The sequence below is a fragment of the Paenibacillus sp. CH40 genome, assembly GCF_024213605.1.
Lineage (GTDB): Bacteria > Bacillota > Bacilli > Paenibacillales > Paenibacillaceae > Paenibacillus > Paenibacillus polymyxa_B.
On the sequence record NZ_JANAVQ010000002.1, the window covers coordinates 688486 to 710447 of the forward strand.

Genomic DNA, 21962 nt, shown 5'->3' on the forward strand with positions numbered 1-21962 from the left:
TCCCCATTTCTATAGTTGTAATGCTTTTCTTGATTTAAAGTCTATTCCTTTGTAATACATATCCGCCACGAGCAGATTTGGTCCACAACAGGCAGCGGCATCACAATGACAGTTCACAGTCTGATTCAGCGGATGCTCATTCAGCCATTCACCAAAAATATCGTCCAGACTATCTTCCTGAATATTTCCGAAAGCCGGTATGTCTGCAAAATCTGTCACATACACGCTACCCGTGAACATATTCACATTCACACGGTTTCTTCCGTCCGGATCATTACGCATCGTAATATTCGGTTCCTGACGCAAGCGTCGAAGCAGTTTGCGGTCTTCTTCCCGATCCGAACAAGCAAAGAACGGTAATGTGCCAAACAACATCCACATGTCCTGATTACGTACATCCAGCAGCTTATGGATAGAGTTCCGCATGTCGTCGAGTGAAAGCACAGGCAAAGCAGAGGCAAAATTCGACGCGTACATTGGATGAACCTCATGCCGTCGGCATCCCATTTCGTTGATTAATTGATGAATGCCCTCCAGCTTCGTGTGTGTCCGATAGTTAATCATGGATTCAGCTGAAATGAACATCCCCATTTCACTCAATCTGCGGGCATTTTCCATCATTTTTTCATACAGGCGAACAGCACCCGCACGTGGAGTCGGTCGGCCGGTATTTGCAAAACCTACTTCATAAAAATCGTCCGCATTCAAATAGTTAAATGAAATATGCATCACATCCAGATAAGGAAGCATCTTCTCATATCTGCGAATATCTAACGTCAGATTGGAGTTGATTTGCGAGCGAATACCGCGCTCCTTGGCATATTTCAACAGTGGAACGATCACTTCATCCACTGTTTTATCGAGTAAGGCAGGTTCCCCGCCTGTAATACTGATCGTCTCCAGATGCTCGACTTCATCCAAACGCTTCAGCATTAGGTCTAGCGGAAGGAAAGGGGCCTCCTTCATAACCAGCATATCGCCAACAGCGCAATGCTCACAGCGCATATTACATAGATGCGTTACGGTCATCTCCACACTCGTAAGCAAATGACGACCATGTGTACGCAGTGAGACAATCGGGTCCCACGGATCATAGGTTGGCGATATTTGGGGTAGCGTGTTATTTTGTAGAACTGTCATTATGTTTTCACCTTATTTCTGTTATTAACCTCAAAAGACGTATAATTATCATATCATGATGTGTAAAGTGTCTGCATGCTTTCTTCCACATCATCTGCTAATCTACGTGTACTCCTCCGAAAGGGGCGACAGTAGCACCCAATGTGTTTGTAATCATAACCGAGAGGGATACGGACAAATCCACATCATAAGGTGCCTTCACTTCCTGCCCATCCCGGTCCCTTACAATGCGAATGACGGGTCTTTGCGGGATTTTGGGATGTATACGCACTACGACCCCCTCTTCCCCCGTGTTGAGCATCACAGAGAGTCCCAGGGGGTAAATAGCTACACAGTCACGAAAGGCTTCCAGCATTCGCTGCTCATATAACGTTCCTGCCCCGGCGTACAGCACTTCCATCGCTTCATAGGGCAACAAAGCCTGTTTGTATATCCGACTTGCTGTCATTGCGTCGTACGAGTCGGCCAGACCGATCCATTTCGCATATTCGTGGATCTGGTCCTTTTTCCAACCGTGTGGGTATCCACTGCCGTCGATACGCTCATGGTGCTGTAATGCACAATGAGCCGACAATAAGGGAATGCCAGGTTCGTCTTTGAGCAGTTTGTAGCCGATCACTGTGTGTGTTTTCATATGCTCATATTCCTCATCCGTCAATTTACCCGGCTTATAGAGTACTTGAGGTGAAATTTTCATTTTACCAATATCGTGCAGTAGTGAACCTATCCCCAGCTCCATGAGCTGGTTATTATCGTAGCCATTGGAAATTCCAAGTACTAGTGAATACAAACATACGTTCAAAGAATGATGATACAAATCCTGATCCGCGGCCCCGATATCCATCAACATAATGACGGCGTCCTGACGGCCTCCAATATCGTCCAGAATGGATTCCATCACCTTATAAAATGACTTGCCAAAATATTTGTGCTTATGATCTACGGAGTAGGATGACAACCCTTGAAACTGCTTTTTGATTTCCTGTAGCGCCGCGGCCCTTGTCTGTTCATGGATCATCTCTGGAATGACGATATCTTCAGTCACAGCATCCTCAATGTATACATATCCAATACCGACTTGGCCTAGACGTTCAATCAATCGCGAAGTAAGCTCAACACCTTCCGAGAGCAGCACCATTCCGTTTTCATTGTAAATTTTCTTGCCAAGCTTCATGCCGGCTCTCAATAATGTAACAGGTACCAGTCGCAGCTTAATCCTCTCCCGATTGTTTTGATACCTGAAGCCACCTAGCTGCAAAACATTCTTCCATCGCGCCCGGACGCTTCAACTCCATTTCAATCATATCCCGTAAAAATTCTGGAAGCATAAATCGGAGATCTGTTCCGTTCGCAAGCACCTCATAACCTGCTTTGAAAGTGAACATATCCAACGTGCCCACTGTGTATTCCTCATGCTCTTCCAAAGGTTGACCCGCTACACGAATGTCCGTCACTTTTTCATAAGGAGCACGGCCAGGGTCATACTGAATGGCCAAGCCTTCCACACACATCGTGCCAAGCACTTTGCCTCTGAAGCCAAAACCCGTCATGGGCTTGTCTGTAAATTCAGGCAGCAAGGACTGCTCCAGCGCCAACCGAATATCTCTTCCCCGCAACTTCATAACACAGGCATTAATCGGCGAAGGGCATAAGGAATGTAGTATTCCTTTGCTGATATCCCCTTGAGGTAATGGGCCGAGCAGTTGTCCCGCATTGACGAGGGCAATTTCTGTTTCTGTAAAATGGGACACCGCTTGTGCCAGCATATTCCCGAAAGGGGATTCCTGATCATATGCGATCTCCAGTTTCCGATCCGTCACCGCAACTGTGTTCTCCATGGCGCGCTCTGCTTGTCTGCGATGCACCACAATGGCCGATGCCACTTTTTCGTCCAGTAGTGTCTGATCCACAGGAACTACGCCGCCCGACGTGACTCGAAACGGTTCGAGGCTATCGTTACGACTTAGTGTCACTTCACCCAGCAGCGTTCCGAACTTACCCGCCCCACATAAAGCTGTTTTTCCGATCCAAAGCGGTTCCTCCAGCACATGATGGGTGTGACCTCCAAGGATAACGTCAATTTCAGGAAACTGCGACGCTAATTTTTTATCGGAAGGTAGACCCAGGTGCGACATCAAGACCAAAACATCAACCTGCTCTCTCAGTGCCGCGATCTGCTTCCCCAGCACCTTAAACGGATTGAGCACATCCCAACCCAGCAATTGATAAAACTCTACAAAAGGAGCCGTCACACCAAGTAAACCGACCTTGATTCCTGCTTTGTCTACGATAAGGGATTCCTTCATCCATGAAGGGCTCATCCCCGTGGCACGCTCTGTCAGATTGCCGCATACGACCGGACAATGAATCCCCGCATATGCCTGTTCAATCATATCCGGGGTAAAAGTCAGTCCCTCATTGTTACCGATCGTAATTGCATCGTATCCTGTTAGATTAATCACATCCACATTTGCCCCACCGAGCGTTCCTTCCGTTTCGGGGGCCATCCGGTCCATGTGGTCTCCTATGTCGAGCACAAGCAGCGCATCCCGTGATGCGGCTCTTCGTTCATCGATCATCGCGGCTATCGAAGGCATACTGCCAAAATGACTATGGATATCATTGGTATGCAAAATGGTCAACGTTTGCCGAGTCGTCATCTCCATAACCGCCCTCCTCTATACTTTATATATATCGACTTTGGAGCTTCTAATGTTTAAGCATACCATGTTATTTAGCAATATGGTACATATGAGTGGACATAGTCCTTAAGCTTCGTTGTAGTCTCTGGGCAATCTCAAATCATAAACATAGTGAAAAGTATTGACGTTATCTACTGTAGGTATCTGATAGGAAACGGGTTCCTGGGACCTATTTTACAGCTTGGAATAATAGTAAATTAGTCGTTGTCATCCCATTTAATTCTTGATATATTAAGTTTGTTTCGTATTTTCGACAAATTTACGACAATAAGGAGGTTAGCGCATGAGAGTACACGTTACCGATGCCAAGCCGGGAGATCGCCTCAAATCCGATACATACAATGGGCACGGTGTACCTGTCATGATTCAGGGCACCGAGCTACAGCATGACGATATTTCCAAACTCATTATGCACGGTGTCGATTATATCGACATTGATGCCGGTTCAGCGAGCATTCCGGTTGACTTTGCCCCCGATGTCCCAGCTTCCCCCGAGTCCCTCAAACGTGCCGTTCCTCTCATGGAGCAGACGATCAGTGGCTTTGAAAGCATGTTTCTCGAAGCCTCCTCAACTGGCAAATTTGATGAATATCGAGTGGATGAGCTGTTCGGCCCTCTCGTTTCAGAGCTGGCTCGTCAAAAAGATGTCGTATCTCTGCTATTAATTATGGAACGGGGAGATCACTATACCTATAATCATTCTCTCCAAGTAGGCGTACTGTCATATTACATTGCCACATGGCTTGGATATACGGAAGAAGAAGCATATGCCGCCGGTAAAGCTGGATATTTACATGATATAGGCAAGTCCATGATACCGGATGAAATTTTGAACAAACCGGATAAACTGACACCCGAAGAATTCCATGAGATGAAAAAACATTCGCTATATGGCTATGATATTATTCGCAATTCAACCAGCGATGAGATTTCTGCAATTGTCGCCCTGCAGCATCACGAGCGTGAAGATGGAAGTGGATATCCCCATGGACTGTTCAAGGAAGATATTCATCCTTTTGCCAGCATAACAGCTATTGCCGACGTGTATAGCGCGATGATTTCCAATCGTGTGTACCAGACGAAGCAGGAGCTGCTCACCGTATTACGTGAGCTGCACAGCATGAGTTTTGGACATCTAAACCCAGAAGCTACCCAAGTGTTCATCAGACACATGCTTCCTAATTTCATTAATAAGCAGGTTCTGCTGACTACAGGTCAGACAGGAACGATTATTCTCAACAATCCTGCTGATTACTTCAGACCCTTAGTGAGAATTAACGATGATGAATATGTAGATTTGTCTAGAGAACGCCATGTATCCATTGATGAAATTTATTTGGAATCCTGATCCGCTACTACTGCCTCCCGGCGTTACTTCGGTAGAACGAAATGTTTTGCCGAAGCACAGGCTACGCGAATAAAAAGAGACTGTCCTTGATTCGTAGGTTCTTTACGAAGGACAGCCTCTTTTTATGTTACGGACATTAACCTAGTTACTATCCTTACTTATTTGTTTAAACCTAAGTGTTAAGATCATGTAGACCTGGGCTATGTTCATTAGGCAATTCAGGCATATACGGAAGAGGAAAACCTTCTGGAGGATCCACTACACTCAAATCCCCACCGTTTCTGCTTGGAGTTTGCCCATTGAATATTTCTCCAATACGGGTAGAATCCAATCGAAAATTAAACTGTGCATTGTGAAAGCCCATTTCAACATACTTCCGGCATTCTGGATACTTGTTAATATCGTAGTTTGGAACCGGGAACAATTTTCTCCCAATCAACTCCAAGTGTCTCTAAAGCTTTAGCAAACGCATTTTGATGAGCATTATCCCGCACAATCAAAAAAGCCAACGTTTCCCGGAATGTTTTGTTCGAGCTCATTTCGTAAATTCGGGATTTTTGCAGAACCCCTGTAGATTCGAGTACGAGATTATCAAGCAAATCACTAATCAGATTGCCGTGGGAATAAACATAACTACCTAGCCAAGGATTTCCACTTGCATCAACAGGTAAGGAACTTTGAGCTCCCATAATAAAATGATGAGGATTTGCGTGTTTTATCGCCTCATCTAAAGGAGCATGATCAATTCCGGCATCGCCGGCTTGGTCTGCGCCTGAGCCAGCCGTATCAAATCCCTATACTGCACAGCATTACCACGAAAATTATTACTTTGAAAGAAAACTGCATCATGGTACGCATTTCTCCGAAGCGACCACCTAATACTTCTTGAATCACTTTAGCAGCAGCAGGGTCGGGCTTATCAAACATATGCTTCCCTCTTTAATAATTTTTATACAAACCAAACAAACAGATAGTTAAATGTAAAGACTCCTATCAGATTGTTGTTATGCTGATCCTCGTTTTATTACATCTTGAAAAGGTTAAATACAGTTAGAATTCACTAAGCTGCTTTAACTATAGGAGGAGTAATTATGTTTAGACATCAAAAAGAGTTGCAGTTTGAAGTGAAAGTTGAGCGTCCTGATCCTCTTTTTGCCCGGCAGGTACAAGAAGTTTTGGGAGGGCAATTTGGAGAAATGACCGTGATGATGCAATACTTATTTCAAGGGTTTAACTGCCGCGGTGAGGAAAAATATAAAGATATGCTAATGGACATTGGAACTGAAGAAGTAGGGCATGTGGAGATGCTGTGTGCTTTAATTAGTCAACTACTTGATGGAGCTAAACCAGAAGATCAAGAACAAGCTGCAAAAGACCCTGTTACAGCTGCCATTATGGGGGGAATTAACCCGCAGCACTTGCTGGTCAGCGGTCTTGGCGGATTACCTAGTAATTCTAATGGAGTTCCATGGAACGGCTCTTATATCGTCGCAAGTGGCAACCTATTGGCGGATATGCGGTCCAATTTGCACGCAGAGAGTCAGGGTCGATTGCAGGTAGCAAGGCTATATCATATGACACAAGATGAAAGCGTCAGAGCTACACTACGGAAAATGCTAGCACGTGACCGCTATCACCAATATCAATGGATGGCGGCAATCCAAGAATTAGAAGAAAAAAACGGTGTTGTGGTCCCAGCTTCTTTTCCTCCTGAAGCAGAGCAAGAGTCTCAGCCTGAAGCTTATGAGTTTTGGAATTTGTCTGAAGGCGAAGAATCTAGTGAAGGTTTGTGGGCTACAGGAAGTGCGCCGGATGGAAGCGGGAGCTATGTATACATCTCTAACCCTGTTGCCAAAGGTCAAATCTATAGTGCCAAAATACCAGCAACCGAATTACATCATGACTTAGACCATAAAACTTCAGATAAATAAACAAGTAGCAGACGAGCTGTCCCAACATTAAAGATTGCTAATTGGTGACACTGACCATAAAAATGAAACAAAAAATATATACTTAAAATTCGAATAAGGCGGCTTATCATAAGGCATAAAATCATAGACGGTCATTAATCAAGAAGTACAGAATCAATGTAAGACTAAAAAGCCCTGCCGACCATTTATGGTTAGCAGAGCTTTTTGATTTATTTCGAGTAATTTACACATCACCGAAAAATCGAAGACGATGCTCTCATTCTTTATGAGCAGCTGTCTATAACAATCATTTGTGTTACCTCAGCTTCGGTCAAACCAGCGTTCATTAAATAAGAGGTGCCTGAATCAATGTTGCAAAATTAAACTGGTGTACATGACCATCATTTAATGTGGTTTGGCCCGTAACAAAATGTACGTGCTTGCCATTTCCGACTGGAATAGCGGGCCCTGTCCTAATCCTTCTCAGATTATGAAAGTGGTTCACGAAATCAGTTTTTGTAAGATCGATTTCATGGACATGACTTCTTCCAAATCGAATCGCTTGCCCAGTAACACCTGCAAAGCGGTGGTTATGTCGGTCTGCACCTTCTTCAGCCAGTTTGGTGCTACCTTCAAATTCATGTACATGTCTCTGTGTCTGTTTAGAAGAGAGGGGTTTCTTCTTCACTCCAGCTTTATTCTTCTGCATCTGTTGGCATGCCTCCTTATGTTTATGTCACTCACAACATCTTATTAAGCAAACATACATAAGTGCTAGGCAAGTATCTGCAGTCCTAAGCATAAATTTTTTTATGTAGTAGAAAGAAGGCTTATGGACTTAGGCATCACAGAAAAAATAAAAGAAGACGAACTTAAAAAGTTCGCCTTTTATACTAGAGAAAATCCGAGTCAGCACAAATCGGCACGACTCCAATTTAACAGCTTTAGATTACCTTAAGAACCTTGTCACGCCAAGGATTACTGCGTTTTAACCGATGGAACCTTCCATTTCAAACTTGATCAAACGATTCATCTCTACCGCATATTCCATCGGCAGTTCTTTGGTGAACGGCTCAATAAAGCCCATAACGATCATTTGCGTTGCCTCTGCTTCAGTCAAACCACGGCTCATCAGATAGAACAGCTGATCTTCCGATACCTTGGAAACTGTTGCTTCGTGCTCAAGCGTGATGTCGTCATTCATAATTTCATTATAAGGAATAGTATCTGAAGTTGATTGATTATCCAAAATCAACGTATCACACTTGATATTCGATTTTGCACCTTGAGCCTGACGACCGAATGAAGCTAATCCGCGATACGTTACTTTACCGCCGTGCTTACTGATCGACTTGGATACAATTGTGGAGGTGGTGTCTGGTGCCAAGTGAATCATTTTCGCACCTGCATCCTGATGCTGACCTTTGCCTGCAACAGCGATGGACAAGACCATACCTTTCGCTCCACGGCCTTTCAATACAACGGCTGGATACTTCATCGTCAACTTGGAACCGATGTTACCATCGACCCATTCCATCGTTGCATTTTCTTCCGCAACCGCACGTTTGGTTACCAGGTTATAGATGTTTGGTGCCCAGTTCTGGATCGTTGTATAACGAACACGTGCGTTCTTCTTACAAATAATTTCCACCACCGCACTATGCAGCGAGTTCGTGCTGTAAATTGGAGCCGTACAGCCTTCTACATAATGCACAAAGCTGTCTTCGTCAGCAATAATGAGCGTACGCTCGAATTGACCCATGTTTTCCGAGTTAATACGGAAGTAAGCCTGCAATGGAACTTCACATTTCACACCTTTTGGTACATAGATGAAGCTTCCGCCTGACCATACCGCACTGTTCAGTGCTGCAAACTTATTGTCCGCAGGAGGTACAACTGTTGCAAAATACTCTTTCAGAATCTCAGGATGCTCACGCAACGCCGTATCGGTATCCATGAAAATAACGCCCTGATCTTCCAGTTCCTTTTGCATACTGTGGTAGACAACTTCCGATTCATACTGTGCGGATACACCAGCCAAAAACTTTTGCTCCGCCTCAGGAATACCCAATTTATCAAAGGTTTCTTTAATTTCCGTCGGAACTTCTTCCCATGTCTTCCCTTGTTTCTCGGAAGGTCTTACATAGTACTGGATATCGTTGAAATCCAGTTCATCCATATCTCCGCCCCAGTTTGGCATTGGCATTTTTTCAAACTGTTTCAGTGCTTTCAGACGGAACTCCAGCATCCATTCTGGCTCATCCTTAATTTTGGAGATTTCCTTTACAATTTCCGGAGTGAGACCCTTACCTGTTTGGAAAATGGACTTGTGCTCGTCACGAAAGCCATATTTATACTCTTCCATTTCCGGTGCTTTCTTGGCCATGTTTCTCAAACCTCCTCTGTTCTATTTAAATTATTTATCTTCATCAATCCCTTTGCGCAGCGCGTTCCAAGCCAGTGTTGCACATTTGATGCGGGCCGGGAACTTATTAACGCCTGACAAAGCTTCCAATTCTTCATAATCATTGAATTCGACGGCTTCTCCCTTCATTAAAGAAGAGAAGCGGCTCGCCATATCCAGTGCCTGATCAATCGTTTTTCCTTTGACCGCTTCTGTCATCATCGAAGCTGAGGACATACTAATCGAGCAGCCTTCGCCAGTAAAACGGGCATCTTCGACCACGCCGTCTTTCGTTTTGAGTTGAAGAGAAATCCGGTCACCACACGTAGGATTATTCAAATCCACCGTAACGGCATCTTCCTCAAAACGTCCGCGATTGCGCGGATTTTTATAATGATCCATAATCACGCGTCGGTACAAGTCATCAAGTTGCATCGCCAAAATACTCCTTTGTTTGGATTAAGGCGCTGACCAAAGCGTCGACTTCCTCTTCCGTGTTATAGAGGTAAAAGCTGGCACGTGCAGTCGCACTGGCCTTCAACCAGCGCATCAATGGCTGGCAGCAATGATGGCCTGCACGTACAGCCACCCCTTTGCTATCCAGTACAGTAGCTACATCATGCGGATGCACATCATCCAGGTTGAATGTTACGAGCCCGACATGACGTTCAGCCGGTCCGTATATCGTCAACCCCTCCACTTCACGGAGACGTTTGAGAGCATAGTCTACCAGACGGCTTTCATGCTGCGCAATGGCATCCAGTCCGATGCTTTCCAGAAAATCAATGGCAGCTCCCAAGCCAACGGCTCCGGCTATAATCGGGGTTCCACCTTCGAATTTCCAAGGCAGCTCCTTCCACGTGGATTCATACAATCCTACATCGTCGATCATTTCACCGCCGAACTCAATCGGCTCCATGTTTTCCAGCAGCGTCTTCTTGCCGTACAGTGCTCCGATCCCAGTAGGAGCACACATTTTGTGACCCGAAAAGGCATAAAAGTCAGCATCGATGTCTTGCACGTCTACTTTCATATGTGGTGTGCTTTGTGCACCGTCTATAACGATGACTGCGCCTTTGCGATGCGCAATAGCTGCAATCTCTTTGACAGGGTTCACAACACCAAGCACATTGGAGACATGCGCAATCGCTACAATTTTAGTGTTCTCTGTAATGGTATTCTCCACATCAGCAAGATCAACGCTACCATCCTCTTGAAGTGGAATATATTTCAAAGTCGCGCCTGTGGCTTTGGCTACCTGTTGCCACGGAATCAGATTACTGTGATGCTCCATTTGTGTGATGACAATTTCATCACCTGCCTGGCAATTAGCCCTGCCATAGGAAGAAGCGACCAGATTCAGCGCCGTTGTTGTTCCTCTTGTAAAAATAATTTCCTGACTGCGCTTTGCATTCAGAAAGCGGGCTACCTTCTCCCGCGCACCTTCATAAGCATCCGTTGCGCGGCTACCCAAGGTATGCACACCACGGTGAACATTTGAATTATCATATTCGTAGTAGTGCTTGATCGCCTCGATGACCGCCAGCGGTTTTTGCGAAGTGGCCGCATTATCCAAATAAACCAGCGGATGACCGTTAATCTCCTGATGTAAAATCGGGAATTGTTCACGGATCAATGCAGTATTCATTGGCCTAACTTCCTTTCAACAAGGCTCTGCAGCTGATGTTGAAGTCCTTCGAGCGGAATTTCAGATACGACAGGTGCCAGGAAGCCATAAATAATCAGACGTTCAGCTTCTGCACGGCTAATCCCGCGGGACATCAAGTAATACACTTGTTCACGGTTAACCTGACCAACCGAGGCTGCGTGACCTGCCGTTACATCATCTTCATCAATCAGCAGGATTGGGTTAGCATCACCACGCGCTTTCGGACTGAGCATCAGAACACGTTCCGTTTGCTGACCGTCTGCTTTGGTAGCACCTTTTTCAATTTTTGTAATTCCGTTAATGATGGAAGACGCTTCTTCACGCATAACTGCGCGCGTGATCATCTGACTAGCGGAATTTTTACCAAAATGCTGTGCTTGTGTCGTATAGTTCAGCTTTTGTGAGCCGGAACCTACAGCAATGATCTTGGCATCCGAGTTGGAGCCATTGCCTTTGAGCACAGACATGGTATTGCTCGCTGTATTACCGTTGTTCATTTCGCCCACAATCCATTCGATAGCTGCGTCATTTCCCAACGTGGCACGACGAATCGAAATATCCGTTACTTGCTCTCCAAACTGATGCACTGTCGCATAACGTACTTTAGCTCCTGCATTCGCAACAACTTCTACCGCACCATTATGAAGAACAGGTGCCGCCAAATCCGCAGATACATAATTGTCTACGTACGTCACGGAACTATGGCTTTCGGCAATAAGCAGCACATGCGGCGCAAACGTTGCAGTCGCATCATCCGTCAGGAAAACAGCCTGAAGCGGAACGTTCAGCTCTACGTTTTTAGGCACATAAGCAAATACTCCACCGTTCCAAAGTGCTGCATGCAATGCAGACAATGAATTTTCTTCAGCCTTAATGACTGTGTTCAAATGAGCTTTAACCAAATCTGCATGTTCCTTAACCGCCGTTTGCAAATCCGTGAAAATAACGCCTTGCGCCGCCAGTTCCTCGCTCAGCTTCACGTATACCGCGCCGGAGTTGCGCTGAATAATCAGACCGCCCTCCTGCTGCTCTTTGACCAGATCAGCAATGGCTGCAGGAACCTGCTCTAGCGATGCAATGGCCTCGCTCTGTTTATGTTGACCGTAATCGTTTAAATTCCAACGTTCGATTTTTGTTTTTTCAAATACCGGAAGCTCCAGTTTGCCTGCAAGCTCAAGTGCTTTTTGTCTGTCTTCTGCCAGCCAAGACGGCTCGCCGTTACGTTCGGACAGAACACGCAGTTGCTCGGAATCTACCGGAAGGATTGTTTGTGTAGTCATCAGTTTTCCTCCTCGCTTCCGGCTTACGCCTCTTGTCCTACAGTTTCATCAACGATACCCAGCTCTTCCTTAATCCAGTCGTAACCGTCTGCTTCCAGACGCTCAGCAAGCTCAGGACCACCGGATTTAACGATACGTCCTTGCATCATCACATGTACATAATCTGGTTTAACGTAGTTTAACAGACGTTGGTAGTGAGTAATCACGAGGAAGCCACGATCTTCGGAACGCATGGCGTTCACACCGTTAGCCACGATTCTCAAAGCATCGATGTCCAGACCGGAGTCGATTTCGTCAAGAATGACAATTTTCGGATCAATCATCATCATTTGCAAAATTTCATTCCGTTTTTTCTCACCACCAGAAAAGCCTTCGTTCAGGTAACGGTGAGCAAACTCAGGATTCATTTCAAGCTCCTTCATTTTGCTTTCCATTTGACGGATAAACTTGATCAGGGAAATCTCTTGTCCTTCTTCACGACGTGCGTTGATTGCACTACGCAAAAAGTCGGAGTTCGTTACCCCTGCAATTTCACTCGGATACTGCATGGCCAGGAACAATCCCGCACGTGCACGCTCATCCACTTCCATGTCCAGCACGTCTTCTCCATCCAAAGTTACTTTGCCATCTGTGACTTCATATTTAGGATGACCCATCAAAGCAGACGCCAATGTACTTTTACCCGTTCCGTTAGGACCCATGATGGCATGGATTTCTCCGCCCTTCATTTCGAGGTTAATACCTTTCAAAATTTCCTTGCCTTCAATGGTCGCTTTGAGACCTTCAATCTTAAAGTTTGTAGCCATATTCGCAATACCCTCCAAAAATTGTAGTGTGGTGTCGAAATCAGAAAGTATATTTAAACAGGGGAGCCCCCTGATTTCAAGCAAACATAATATTTAAAAATTTATTTATAATCATTCTAAACTGATTCTCAATGATTCTCAAGTTATTTTATAATAAATATCTTGGAGGGTGCAACCAACAGACACACGTTATCCAACTTTCTTCATAAAATGTTCACCCTACCAAGCACACAAATGGCAAAATATATCCTACGAATGGCCATATTATTATAAATTTGTACTAAAAACATGAGGTGAATGATCTCTTTTTAGCCATAAAAACGCTACTGACAGCATGACGTCAGTAGCGTTTTACATGTAAAGGGTTTATTTTCAGAACGCAAATCGATCTCTATGAATGTGGAATCAAATTCCCAGAACTAAGCATTGGGCGATTAGCGAAATCCTGCTGAGTTAGCCCAGATAAGAGCGAAGCATCCACATATGTTTCTCCAGATCCGCTTTATAGCCGATCAGCAAATCTGCAGTAGGCTGGTCGGAATTGCTTTCTGCCAGTTCAATACCTTCCTGAAACTCCTCGCATATAGTCGCAAAATCCTCGATCAGGGTTTGCACCATTTTCGGAGCATCTTCATTGCCATTTGCCTCGTGAATCGAGGACAGCTCCAGATATTCCTTCAACGTTGCGGAAGGAGAACCTTTCAACGCAAGCAGGCGCTCGGCGATCTCGTCCATTTTCAATGTCACTTCATTATATAACTCTTCAAATTTAACATGGAGTGTGTAAAAACTGGAGCCTTTCACATACCAGTGATAGTTATGAATTTTTACATATAACACATTGAGGTTAGCGACTTGACGGTTTAAAAGTTCCTCCACCGACTTTGTTTGCGTATTTTTCGAGTTACTTGTTGTTTTAGCCATCATAAATCCCTTCCTTTTTCATCAAATTGATTTTCAGGAACGTTTACGTATCCATCACCGTCATTACTGACGGTAAGACGCCAGCGGGCATCCTAATATCACCTGCCGGACGTCTGTTTCATATTTACCCTTACTATACGGAGTCGAAACAAAAAGAAGAGTACTCCTTTCTTCCTCTTTCAATCCCCATAAAAAAAATGTACAAAACTTCAATGTTTTTCGTTATACTTTCTCTATCCTATCAAAATACTTGGTTTAATCTTGTGATATTTTTTAACTATTTACATGCGCACAATTTATGGAGGTGACTTCGTTGTCCCAATATCATCCTTTAACGACTGAAGAAGCAATCGAATTCGTGAAGAACATCCCCGGATTTTTTAGTCAGGAAGCCCGTCTGGAATGCCGAGAAATCGGTGATGGTAACTTAAATCTGGTTTTTCACATTACGGATTCTGAATCTAACAAAAGTATTATTGCCAAGCAGGCACTTCCCTATGTAAAAATTGTGGGTGAATCCTGGCCGCTTTCACTGGATCGTGCCCGTATTGAACGCGAGGCACTTCAGCAGGAACACCATATTTGCCCAGAATTGGTTCCTGCGGTACTGGCGTATGACGATGAGCTTGCGTTGACCGTGATGGAGGATCTTAGCTCACACACCATCATGCGCAAGGGACTAATAGAAGGAAACACCTATCCATATTTCGCTAATCATATTGGGGAGTTTCTGGCACGCACGCTCTTCTTCACCTCAGATTTGGGCATGAATCAGCAGGACAAAAAAGATCTGGTTAAGCGCTTTATCAACCCAGATCTCTGCAAAATAACTGAAGATCTGATTCTGGATGAACCGTATCGGTTCTCAGATAATAACAACTATGGTGCCTACATCGAAGACGAAGCAAAGGCGCTACGTACAGATCAAGTGCTTCACTTGGAAGTGGCTTTGCTGCGAGAAAAGTTTTTGACACGAACCGAAGCGCTTCTGCACGGTGACCTTCATACTGGCAGCATTTTCGTAACGACCGAATCGACTAAAGTCATTGATCCTGAATTTGCCTACTACGGACCCATGGGCTTTGACATCGGAGCGGTGATCGCCAATCTGCTGTTGAACTACGCAGCACAACCCGGATGGACCTCTGGCGAGAAAGCTCTAAAGGAAAGACGTGACTGGCTTCTGGAGACTGCCATTCAGGTATGGGAGCAGTTTGAGGGTAGGTTCCGCAAACTGTGGGACGAGCATGTCACCGATCATATGGCACGTACAGCAGGATATCAGGACTTGTATCTCCAGAAAGTACTGCAAGATACGATTGGTTTTGCAGGGTGCAAAGTGATTCGCCGTATCATCAGCCTGTCGCATGTGGCAGATATCGACACCATTGCCGATCCTGCTATCAAGGAAGCTGCGGAACGTCTGGCGTTATCTATCGGTAAATCCTTGGTTCTTCGCAATCGCGAGCTTCATTCGATTCGGGAACTGGGAGACATTGTTCGGACAGCAACAGCTGCCCAAACTAAAGGAGCTTAATGAATATGAGTGAAAAAAAAGATTCGGCACCCGTAACCTCTGGGAAAACTGAAGTGTCCAGTCAGGCTCTATCTTCGCTGGTGTGGAAAGGTAACCATTTGTCCATGCTGGATCAGCGTCTGCTACCCGAAACCATTGTCATGCTGGATTTATTCACGGCCGATGAAGTATGGGATGGCATCCATGCGATGAAGGTACGCGGTGCGCCCGCCATCGGGATGGCTGCGGCCTACGGCGTTGTGCTAGGAGCTACCTCCTACGACGGCACCGACGCTGCTGAGTGGCTGCAGAATGTACACGCCGTGTGCGGACATTTGGCTACTTCACGGCCGACGGCAGTGAACCTCTTCTGGGCCCTGGACCGCATGAAGAAGCGGGCCGGGGAACTCATCGTTGAAGCTAGCGGAGGTCAGGTCGAAGACTGGAATGCCGGGCTGGAGCGTGAAGCCATAGCCATTCAGGCAGAAGATGAAGAAGTATGCCGCCAGATCGGCATCCATGCTTTACCTCTGTTCGAGGACGGGATGGGCGTACTCACTCACTGCAATGCAGGCGGATTGGCGACAGCCAAATACGGAACAGCGCTCGCGCCGATGTACCTTGCGCAGGAGAACGGCATCCACCTCAAAGTATTTGCCGACGAAACTCGCCCCGTGCTGCAAGGTGCGCGCCTGACTGCTTTCGAGCTTCAGCAGGCAGGCATTGATGTCACCCTGCTCTGCGACAATATGGCGGGCATGGTGATGTCCAAAGGATGGGTACAGGCCGTTATTGTCGGCACAGATAGAGTCGCTGCTAATGGCGATGTCGCCAACAAAATCGGTACCTACAGCCTAGCTGTGCTAGCGAAGGCGCATGGCATTCCTTTTTATGTCGCTTCTCCACTATCTACCATTGATTTGCAGACCGCAACAGGCGCAGATATTCCGATCGAGGAGCGTTCTGCGGAGGAAGTTACCGAAAGCTTTGGTAAAAGGACCGCCCCGCAGGGCATCAAAGTCTACAACCCAGCTTTCGACGTTACACCTCATGAGTACATTACCGCCATCATTACCGAAAAAGGAATTGTACAAGCACCTTTTAGCGAGAACCTGACTAATTTGTTTGCCGATTAATTGTTCTTGCAGGTTATATAGTTCGTATATAAGTCAAATGATTCTACTCGATAGAATAAAACTTTTTATAGAAAAAAACCGGAGCCAAAAAGTCCGGTTTTTTTCGTTTCTTGTTCCTCTACTTTTATACAACATGTGCACATAGGCTTCATTACACCAGTTTCAATAATGCTTCGTAGCCTGGCATCCCCGGCTTAATCCCCAGCTGCTCCGCTTCTGTCGTCACCGATTCCATCGGCGCTTCCAACAATTCTTTCAGCGTTTTTACCCCCACAGCTCGTGCGGCAAGAATTTTCCGATCCGCCAGCCGCTCATTGAGCAGTCCAACATCCAGTGCACCACACATGATGTAACCACGGGAGTTGGAGATAGTCAGCAGCGTTGTTTTAGGCAGTTTGACTTCGACTCCGATAAATGTATGCTCACCCACTTGTACGGGTTCCATGTGTATCATGGTTATTACATGCACCTCCTCTTTGTTCACCCGGGATATTTTATGCGGCATTTGCGGGTAAGTGTGGACGCTCGTGGATACGTTCAAAATATCATGGTGAATAACTATAACTCGAGGGGGCCTCCTAACTTTGGGCAAAATTCAGTACAATGTTCTTTTCGTTTAGTTGTTTAAATATTTTGTAGGCGTAAGTTCATTGTTTATATTTACAACACTATAAATAAAGATAGGAGTATGCGATTCGCATACTCCACTTTTTCAGATGCCTTAATTTATTTTATGAAAATCGCAATACATTATAAATCTACAGTAATTGCACTACTTTTGTCCCCTTTTTTATATCTTTAATATTTTCCGAATCCTTTACACTAATACCAATGAGTGGAAGGTTAGCAATGGAAAAAGAAATGCTAATATCCAATACGTCCAGTTCACATTTCGTCCCATCTAACTTATCTACTTGTATTTTTGAACCTATCAAACTTTTCAAATTGGTATAATCCGGCTTATCTAATTCAATATTTGTTCCAACTAAAATAATTCCTTTATTGGGTGTTTTAATGATATCGTCTAACTTCATAATCTCCAAAAGAACATCTCCATTCTAACTAACGTTCATGTATGAACAGTATATCTTTAACTTCCCTAATTTTGATACCTTCGTTTTTTAATCTAGTAATTCCATCTCTTAAAAGCATGATTCTTTCTAATTGAGTCAAGTCAGGAGCAAATCTTGCAGCTCGGATACTTGCTTGAGCTTCGTCAAGTGCAAAGTTCCTAGTTATAACATTAAATTCATCATCCATAACTTGAAAGGATTTTCCGGCTAGTCCTGCTTCATAATGCCCGACAACTTCATGAGCTATTGTTCCATGACCAGTAATCCGGCTATTAGCTGCTAATTTACCTGTGGCATTAGAAGGAAGTACATCATTATTTATATTAAGAATCGTATCGAATAATAATCCTGTAGGAGAAGTATCATTAGGCCCCGCTACACGGATATTTTCTTCTGGCATTCCTATTTTTTTTGCATACTGAGTTAAACTTCCAATTTGTGCTTCAGTTAAAGGCACTTCATTACGCAGACCATTAGTATCTATAATTTTTCTTGTATTGTCCGCACCTTCTATTATTCGGGTAGTTCCATCTTTTAACGGAGTATATTTTACAGACCCCGATAACCCAATTTTAGGTTTAATTACTGAACTAACTCCTCCAAGTAATCCAGCAGTACCGATCATATTAGCCCAGTGTTCCTTTGACCACGCATTGGTAGGATTAAATGCTCCCTGAATCATACCCGTTACTCCAAATGTACCGAAATTGAGCATGTCATTCCATGAATCGTTTTGTTTAGCTGCCCGTTCCATGTATCCTTGATACATTCCTTTTGGAATACCATAGGACATATAATCTAAGAAGCTCCAAACTGAATCAAACTTTTTCTCATAGCGCACTGAATTAGCGTCTACAAAATCCTGACCTAGTTCAGTTAAGCTATCTACTGATTTCTGGAATGCATTTCGTGTATCTGGAGCAGGAACAGCACATGAATTAGGTGGAGGTGGTAAACAACTTGCGTCAATGTTACCTGCTTCCATCAAATCTGCTAATCTGAATTTATCTGCATGGTGACGTAATTCCCTAGCAATAGAATCCGTCAAGGTAACAAAGTCATTCATATTCTTCTGAGAGGTTTGGAAGGAATAGTAAAAGTGCTCTTTAGTCAGTCCTTCCCACAATTGCCCCATAGATGAAATTTGTTGTACTAAGTTACTATTCATTTGAGTTGCCGTTTGCTGTGCTAACTCAAACTGCTTGGAGACAGACATAAGCTGTTCTGGTGTCACTTTAATGGTTGTCATAATATACCTCTAGTGTGAGTTCGTTATGACATAATAACACTATTCAAATTTATGGAAAACCATCTTAATTCCTAATTGTTATGTGAAGGATTAACCTTTCTACCTACGTCTAAAGGCCTTATAGTTGTAACGAAAACCATATCCTAAAACTCAGAAATGAGTGTTAGAAGTTTTTATAATTATGTAGTTGTTGCTTGGTTGTGCTAATTTCTTGAGCAATACTTAATTGTGTTTTAGGCTCGTATTCTTTTTCATGTACTAGTAGCTTCTATACTCAATCCATAAGAATATGCCCCTAACCAGATCGCCGCAACTTTCTGGCATGTATAGGGGCATTCATGTATGAACATATTTAATGAGCTGATAATTAATTCTTTGAATTTTTCCATTTTAGAAATGTATTTATGGCAATAACAATAATTAGAACAATGAGCAAAACATTAGTCATAGTAAGAGTGCTATCTAAGTTGCTCAATCTAGTTTCAATGTCCTGTAAACCTGCACTAGTTTTATCCCCTATTTCACTTATGCTAGAACTCATCCGATTTAAATACTGTACTAATTCACCTATATCCATCCAGCACACCTCCAGTCAATTGTTTACAATAACATATCATTTTTATTATTTCAGATAGTACTATAATGAGACCGTTAACAAATTCTACATTACTAAGATGTGTAATCAATGAAAGGATTTGACGAATGTGGAATCGACTAATTTCAAAGTTATACCTGAAAAACTTAAAGGTAGGACGATTGAAGATGTCGCCATCACTACTAATGCTGTGGTTATTAAATTTACTGATGGTACTTTTTTAGATATCTATCTCGATGAGGCTGCACAAACATTAAAGACATCAACAAACAAGCTGGATAGTTAACTCAACACTTTACACTTAGCTATCATTTTCCCAGCTTCCTCCTTCACAGTTTGCGTCAAATGCGACATAAAACCTCTACTTATCTTGTTCAACTAAACTGCCCGTTCGTATTATGAGATCAACCAGTTCTTTCTGGTTGATCCTTTTTTCATTTGCATAGAGGATTAAGGTAGCCTGGTCGAACGTACCTGCCCGTGGGACTTGATCCCGAGCGCTATAGTGTTCGCCCTACTTGTCATGACCATGATTGAGGCTGGTTGGGACGTAAGATCCCGTATAACAAGCGATGCTATGGAGCGACAAGAAGAACCTTAGGGATGCCGGGGAATCTAAACTTACAGGGAGAGATGAAATGAATCCAGTTGTCGGTCTAGATATTTCAAAAGAAGAAAGTCATGGACAAGCCTTTTTAGCGCGCGAAAAGCCCTTCAGAGGGACATTCCACTTCGAGCACACTCGTGATGGCCTAGCAAATTTACATCAAGTTTTGAAGGATGTTGAGACTGCATCCAGACTACGTCCTCTACTTATTCTAGAAGCAACCGGCCATTACCAAAGTCCCGTTGTTCAGTTCCTAGAAGAACATCACTACATTTACATTGTCATTAATCCGCTCATCTCAAATCGGCTTAGAAAGTCTCAACTTCGTAAAGTAAAGACGGATGCTGCGGACGCTTACCTATTGGGAGAGTTGTACTACAAGGAAGAGTTTGAACCTTTTAAGAAAAGAGGTGTGCAACTTCTCAATCTGCGCTATCTTACAAGACAGTATGAGTCCCTTTCAAAGATGTGTGTACAGACGAAGCTGCAATTCCAAGCCGTTTTAGATCAGGTTTTCCCAGCTTACAAAGGCGTCTTTGGAGCTATGTATTCCCGTATTTCACTACGGTTTTTAAGTAAATTTCCAACCTCATATTCAGTTTTGCAGACGGATGAAATTACACTCAAAGCTAAGATGAAAGAACTACTTTCTTCGAAACGGGGGCGTTCAGAGGGCTGGATTAACCAACGGGTTCAGCGACTGCTAGACGCGGCAAAGCAAAACCCATTTCAGCAAACCATGTATGCAAGCCACTTAATCAATTTGAAAGTTCTTATTCCCCTTATTCTTCAGTACCAAGAGCAGCTTGCTGAACTGGAACAGAACATAGATGCTCTGGCTGAAGAAATTGAAGAGTATGAATTAATTCAGTCGATTCCCGGTATTGGGCATAAAATTGCTGCAACAATTTTATCTGAAATTGGAGAAGTCGACCGATTTGATCATCCTAAAAAGTTAGTGGCTTTTGCAGGCATTGACCCGAGTGTCTTTGCTTCCGGTAAATTTACAGCAACTCGAAATCGAATCACGAAACGTGGTTCCAGGCAGTTGCGTTACGCACTGGTAATGGCTGTCCAGTGTGGGCTTATACGCTCCCGAAAAATGCGAATCAAAGCGTTCTATGATCTCAAGAGAGCAGAAGGAAAACCACATAAAGTAGCTCTAATCGCATGTGCAAATAAGCTCGTCCATTGGCTCTATGCAATCTTGAAAAACAAAAAGGAATTTCGTCCAATTTAAAAGATTATTATTGGCATAACCTTCCAAGACACAACGGAAATTGGAGGGTTATTTGGCATGCTCATTTTAACTATACCACATGATTTAGAATCACTTTACTGGTAATCTTGACAAGCTATTAGCTGGTATAGCTTAATACCAGTGACCAGTCTACAACTTTATTGTCAACGGACATCAAGTTGTAACGAAAACGTTACATTCAACAATTCTGTCCAGCTAGAGACAAAATAGGCCAGCGCAATTTTACTCCCTCACTCATGAATGAATTTTCCGCGATTTCGCGGAGTAGGAATCGTGTCACTTGGTGACATGGAATAGTGACGACATTACAATTTGATATTCACTTGAGGTGAAACTTGATAA

Annotated in this window: 20 protein-coding genes and 1 pseudogene; 6 read left to right on the forward strand and 15 right to left on the reverse strand. The window is 43.9% G+C overall.

Annotated features, from left to right (window positions below; all coding sequences use genetic code 11):
* Positions 1–9: 9 nt before the first annotated feature.
* The 3 genes from yfkAB to NLX73_RS09675 all read right to left on the reverse strand — a co-directional run bounded on the left by yfkAB (position 10) and on the right by NLX73_RS09675 (position 3806).
* Complete coding sequence (yfkAB, locus tag NLX73_RS09665; protein ID WP_254325996.1) at positions 10–1140, reverse strand: radical SAM/CxCxxxxC motif protein YfkAB; 1131 nt, start codon at positions 1138–1140, stop codon at positions 10–12.
* Between the two features lie 97 nt (positions 1141–1237).
* Positions 1238–2398 (reverse strand): HD-GYP domain-containing protein, encoded by a 1161-nt coding sequence (locus tag NLX73_RS09670; RefSeq protein WP_165176013.1) that lies wholly within the window; start codon positions 2396–2398, stop codon positions 1238–1240.
* The gene (locus tag NLX73_RS09675; protein ID WP_254325997.1) at positions 2352–3806 is read right to left on the reverse strand and encodes a bifunctional metallophosphatase/5'-nucleotidase; all 1455 of its coding nucleotides are present in this window, start codon (positions 3804–3806) and stop codon (positions 2352–2354) included. Before NLX73_RS09675 ends, NLX73_RS09670 begins: the two co-directional genes overlap by 47 nt.
* Before the next feature lie 319 nt (positions 3807–4125).
* Here NLX73_RS09675 and NLX73_RS09680 point away from each other — a divergent pair, with 319 nt between their 5' ends.
* Positions 4126–5190 carry an HD-GYP domain-containing protein gene (locus NLX73_RS09680; RefSeq protein ID WP_254325998.1) on the forward strand — a complete coding sequence of 355 codons (1065 nt, stop codon included), beginning with the start codon at positions 4126–4128 and terminating at the stop codon, positions 5188–5190.
* Between the two features lie 172 nt (positions 5191–5362).
* On the opposite strand, the pseudogene NLX73_RS09685 reads toward NLX73_RS09680, so the two are convergent.
* Positions 5363–6117, reverse strand: a pseudogene (locus NLX73_RS09685) (manganese catalase family protein).
* Positions 6118–6281: 164 nt separating this feature from the next.
* Between NLX73_RS09685 and NLX73_RS09690 the strand changes: the two are divergent.
* Positions 6282–7121 (forward strand): manganese catalase, encoded by an 840-nt coding sequence (locus NLX73_RS09690; RefSeq protein WP_165176021.1) that lies wholly within the window; start codon positions 6282–6284, stop codon positions 7119–7121.
* 325 nt (positions 7122–7446) lie between these two features.
* On the opposite strand, the gene NLX73_RS09695 is transcribed toward NLX73_RS09690, so the two are convergent.
* From NLX73_RS09695 to NLX73_RS09725, 7 genes are all read right to left on the reverse strand, one after another.
* Entirely contained in the window at positions 7447–7809 is a 363-nt protein-coding gene (locus tag NLX73_RS09695) for a YmaF family protein (protein ID WP_254325999.1), read from the reverse strand.
* 279 nt (positions 7810–8088) lie between these two features.
* A complete protein-coding gene (gene sufB / locus NLX73_RS09700; RefSeq protein WP_013309556.1) occupies positions 8089–9486 on the reverse strand; it encodes a Fe-S cluster assembly protein SufB in 1398 nt (465 codons plus the stop codon).
* Positions 9487–9516: 30 nt separating this feature from the next.
* Positions 9517–9939: a Fe-S cluster assembly sulfur transfer protein SufU gene (sufU, locus tag NLX73_RS09705; RefSeq protein WP_254326000.1), complete on the reverse strand. Its 423-nt coding sequence runs from the start codon at positions 9937–9939 to the stop codon at positions 9517–9519.
* Complete coding sequence (locus tag NLX73_RS09710; protein ID WP_190298971.1) at positions 9929–11152, reverse strand: cysteine desulfurase; 1224 nt, start codon at positions 11150–11152, stop codon at positions 9929–9931. The genes sufU and NLX73_RS09710 overlap by 11 nt, the downstream gene beginning before the upstream one ends.
* A complete protein-coding gene (sufD, locus tag NLX73_RS09715; RefSeq protein ID WP_235307948.1) occupies positions 11149–12453 on the reverse strand; it encodes a Fe-S cluster assembly protein SufD in 1305 nt (434 codons plus the stop codon). Before sufD ends, NLX73_RS09710 begins: the two co-directional genes overlap by 4 nt.
* Positions 12454–12476: 23 nt before the next feature.
* Positions 12477–13259 (reverse strand): Fe-S cluster assembly ATPase SufC, encoded by a 783-nt coding sequence (sufC, locus tag NLX73_RS09720; RefSeq protein ID WP_029516585.1) that lies wholly within the window; start codon positions 13257–13259, stop codon positions 12477–12479.
* Between the two features lie 453 nt (positions 13260–13712).
* A complete protein-coding gene (locus NLX73_RS09725; protein ID WP_165176721.1) occupies positions 13713–14183 on the reverse strand; it encodes a Dps family protein in 471 nt (156 codons plus the stop codon).
* Between the two features lie 313 nt (positions 14184–14496).
* Between NLX73_RS09725 and mtnK the strand changes: the two genes are divergently transcribed.
* Positions 14497–15720, forward strand: coding sequence for an S-methyl-5-thioribose kinase (mtnK, locus tag NLX73_RS09730; protein WP_254326001.1), 1224 nt, complete (start codon positions 14497–14499; stop codon positions 15718–15720).
* Between the two features lie 5 nt (positions 15721–15725).
* On the forward strand, positions 15726–16835 hold the full coding sequence (mtnA, locus tag NLX73_RS09735) for an S-methyl-5-thioribose-1-phosphate isomerase (RefSeq protein ID WP_254326002.1): 1110 nt from the start codon (positions 15726–15728) through the stop codon (positions 16833–16835).
* A gap of 151 nt (positions 16836–16986) precedes the next feature.
* Here the strand turns inward: mtnA and NLX73_RS09740 are convergent, their stop codons facing one another.
* The 4 genes from NLX73_RS09740 to NLX73_RS09755 all read right to left on the reverse strand — a co-directional run bounded on the left by NLX73_RS09740 (position 16987) and on the right by NLX73_RS09755 (position 19734).
* Entirely contained in the window at positions 16987–17289 is a 303-nt protein-coding gene (locus NLX73_RS09740; RefSeq protein WP_061831876.1) for a YunC family protein, read from the reverse strand.
* A gap of 304 nt (positions 17290–17593) precedes the next feature.
* Complete coding sequence (locus tag NLX73_RS09745) at positions 17594–17878, reverse strand: hypothetical protein (protein WP_336077459.1); 285 nt, start codon at positions 17876–17878, stop codon at positions 17594–17596.
* A 19-nt stretch (positions 17879–17897) separates the two neighbouring features.
* Complete coding sequence (locus tag NLX73_RS09750) at positions 17898–19157, reverse strand: WXG100 family type VII secretion target (protein WP_254326003.1); 1260 nt, start codon at positions 19155–19157, stop codon at positions 17898–17900.
* Between the two features lie 367 nt (positions 19158–19524).
* On the reverse strand, positions 19525–19734 hold the full coding sequence (locus NLX73_RS09755; RefSeq protein ID WP_254326004.1) for a hypothetical protein: 210 nt from the start codon (positions 19732–19734) through the stop codon (positions 19525–19527).
* A 127-nt stretch (positions 19735–19861) separates the two neighbouring features.
* Here NLX73_RS09755 and NLX73_RS09760 point away from each other — a divergent pair, with 127 nt between their 5' ends.
* The gene (locus NLX73_RS09760) at positions 19862–20038 is read left to right on the forward strand and encodes a hypothetical protein (RefSeq protein WP_167669709.1); all 177 of its coding nucleotides are present in this window, start codon (positions 19862–19864) and stop codon (positions 20036–20038) included.
* A gap of 352 nt (positions 20039–20390) precedes the next feature.
* A complete protein-coding gene (locus NLX73_RS09765; RefSeq protein WP_254326005.1) occupies positions 20391–21599 on the forward strand; it encodes an IS110 family RNA-guided transposase in 1209 nt (402 codons plus the stop codon).
* The last annotated feature ends 363 nt before the right edge of the window (positions 21600–21962 follow it).

Excerpts from the sequence above, each read along its gene's own strand:
- yfkAB (WP_254325996.1), bottom strand. The coding sequence starts at position 1,140 with ATGACAGTTCTACAAAATAACACGCTACCCCAAATATCGCCAACCTAT.
- NLX73_RS09675 (WP_254325997.1), bottom strand. The coding sequence starts at position 3,806 with ATGGAGATGACGACTCGGCAAACGTTGACCATTTTGCATACCAATGAT.
- NLX73_RS09680 (WP_254325998.1), top strand. The coding sequence starts at position 4,126 with ATGAGAGTACACGTTACCGATGCCAAGCCGGGAGATCGCCTCAAATCC.
- NLX73_RS09690 (WP_165176021.1), top strand. The coding sequence starts at position 6,282 with ATGTTTAGACATCAAAAAGAGTTGCAGTTTGAAGTGAAAGTTGAGCGT.
- NLX73_RS09695 (WP_254325999.1), bottom strand. The coding sequence starts at position 7,809 with ATGCAGAAGAATAAAGCTGGAGTGAAGAAGAAACCCCTCTCTTCTAAA.
- sufB (WP_013309556.1), bottom strand. The coding sequence starts at position 9,486 with ATGGCCAAGAAAGCACCGGAAATGGAAGAGTATAAATATGGCTTTCGT.
- sufU (WP_254326000.1), bottom strand. The coding sequence starts at position 9,939 with ATGCAACTTGATGACTTGTACCGACGCGTGATTATGGATCATTATAAA.
- NLX73_RS09710 (WP_190298971.1), bottom strand. The coding sequence starts at position 11,152 with ATGAATACTGCATTGATCCGTGAACAATTCCCGATTTTACATCAGGAG.
- sufD (WP_235307948.1), bottom strand. The coding sequence starts at position 12,453 with ATGACTACACAAACAATCCTTCCGGTAGATTCCGAGCAACTGCGTGTT.
- sufC (WP_029516585.1), bottom strand. The coding sequence starts at position 13,259 with ATGGCTACAAACTTTAAGATTGAAGGTCTCAAAGCGACCATTGAAGGC.
- NLX73_RS09725 (WP_165176721.1), bottom strand. The coding sequence starts at position 14,183 with ATGGCTAAAACAACAAGTAACTCGAAAAATACGCAAACAAAGTCGGTG.
- mtnA (WP_254326002.1), top strand. The coding sequence starts at position 15,726 with ATGAGTGAAAAAAAAGATTCGGCACCCGTAACCTCTGGGAAAACTGAA.
- NLX73_RS09740 (WP_061831876.1), bottom strand. The coding sequence starts at position 17,289 with ATGATACACATGGAACCCGTACAAGTGGGTGAGCATACATTTATCGGA.
- NLX73_RS09750 (WP_254326003.1), bottom strand. The coding sequence starts at position 19,157 with ATGACAACCATTAAAGTGACACCAGAACAGCTTATGTCTGTCTCCAAG.
- NLX73_RS09755 (WP_254326004.1), bottom strand. The coding sequence starts at position 19,734 with ATGGATATAGGTGAATTAGTACAGTATTTAAATCGGATGAGTTCTAGC.
- NLX73_RS09765 (WP_254326005.1), top strand. The coding sequence starts at position 20,391 with ATGAATCCAGTTGTCGGTCTAGATATTTCAAAAGAAGAAAGTCATGGA.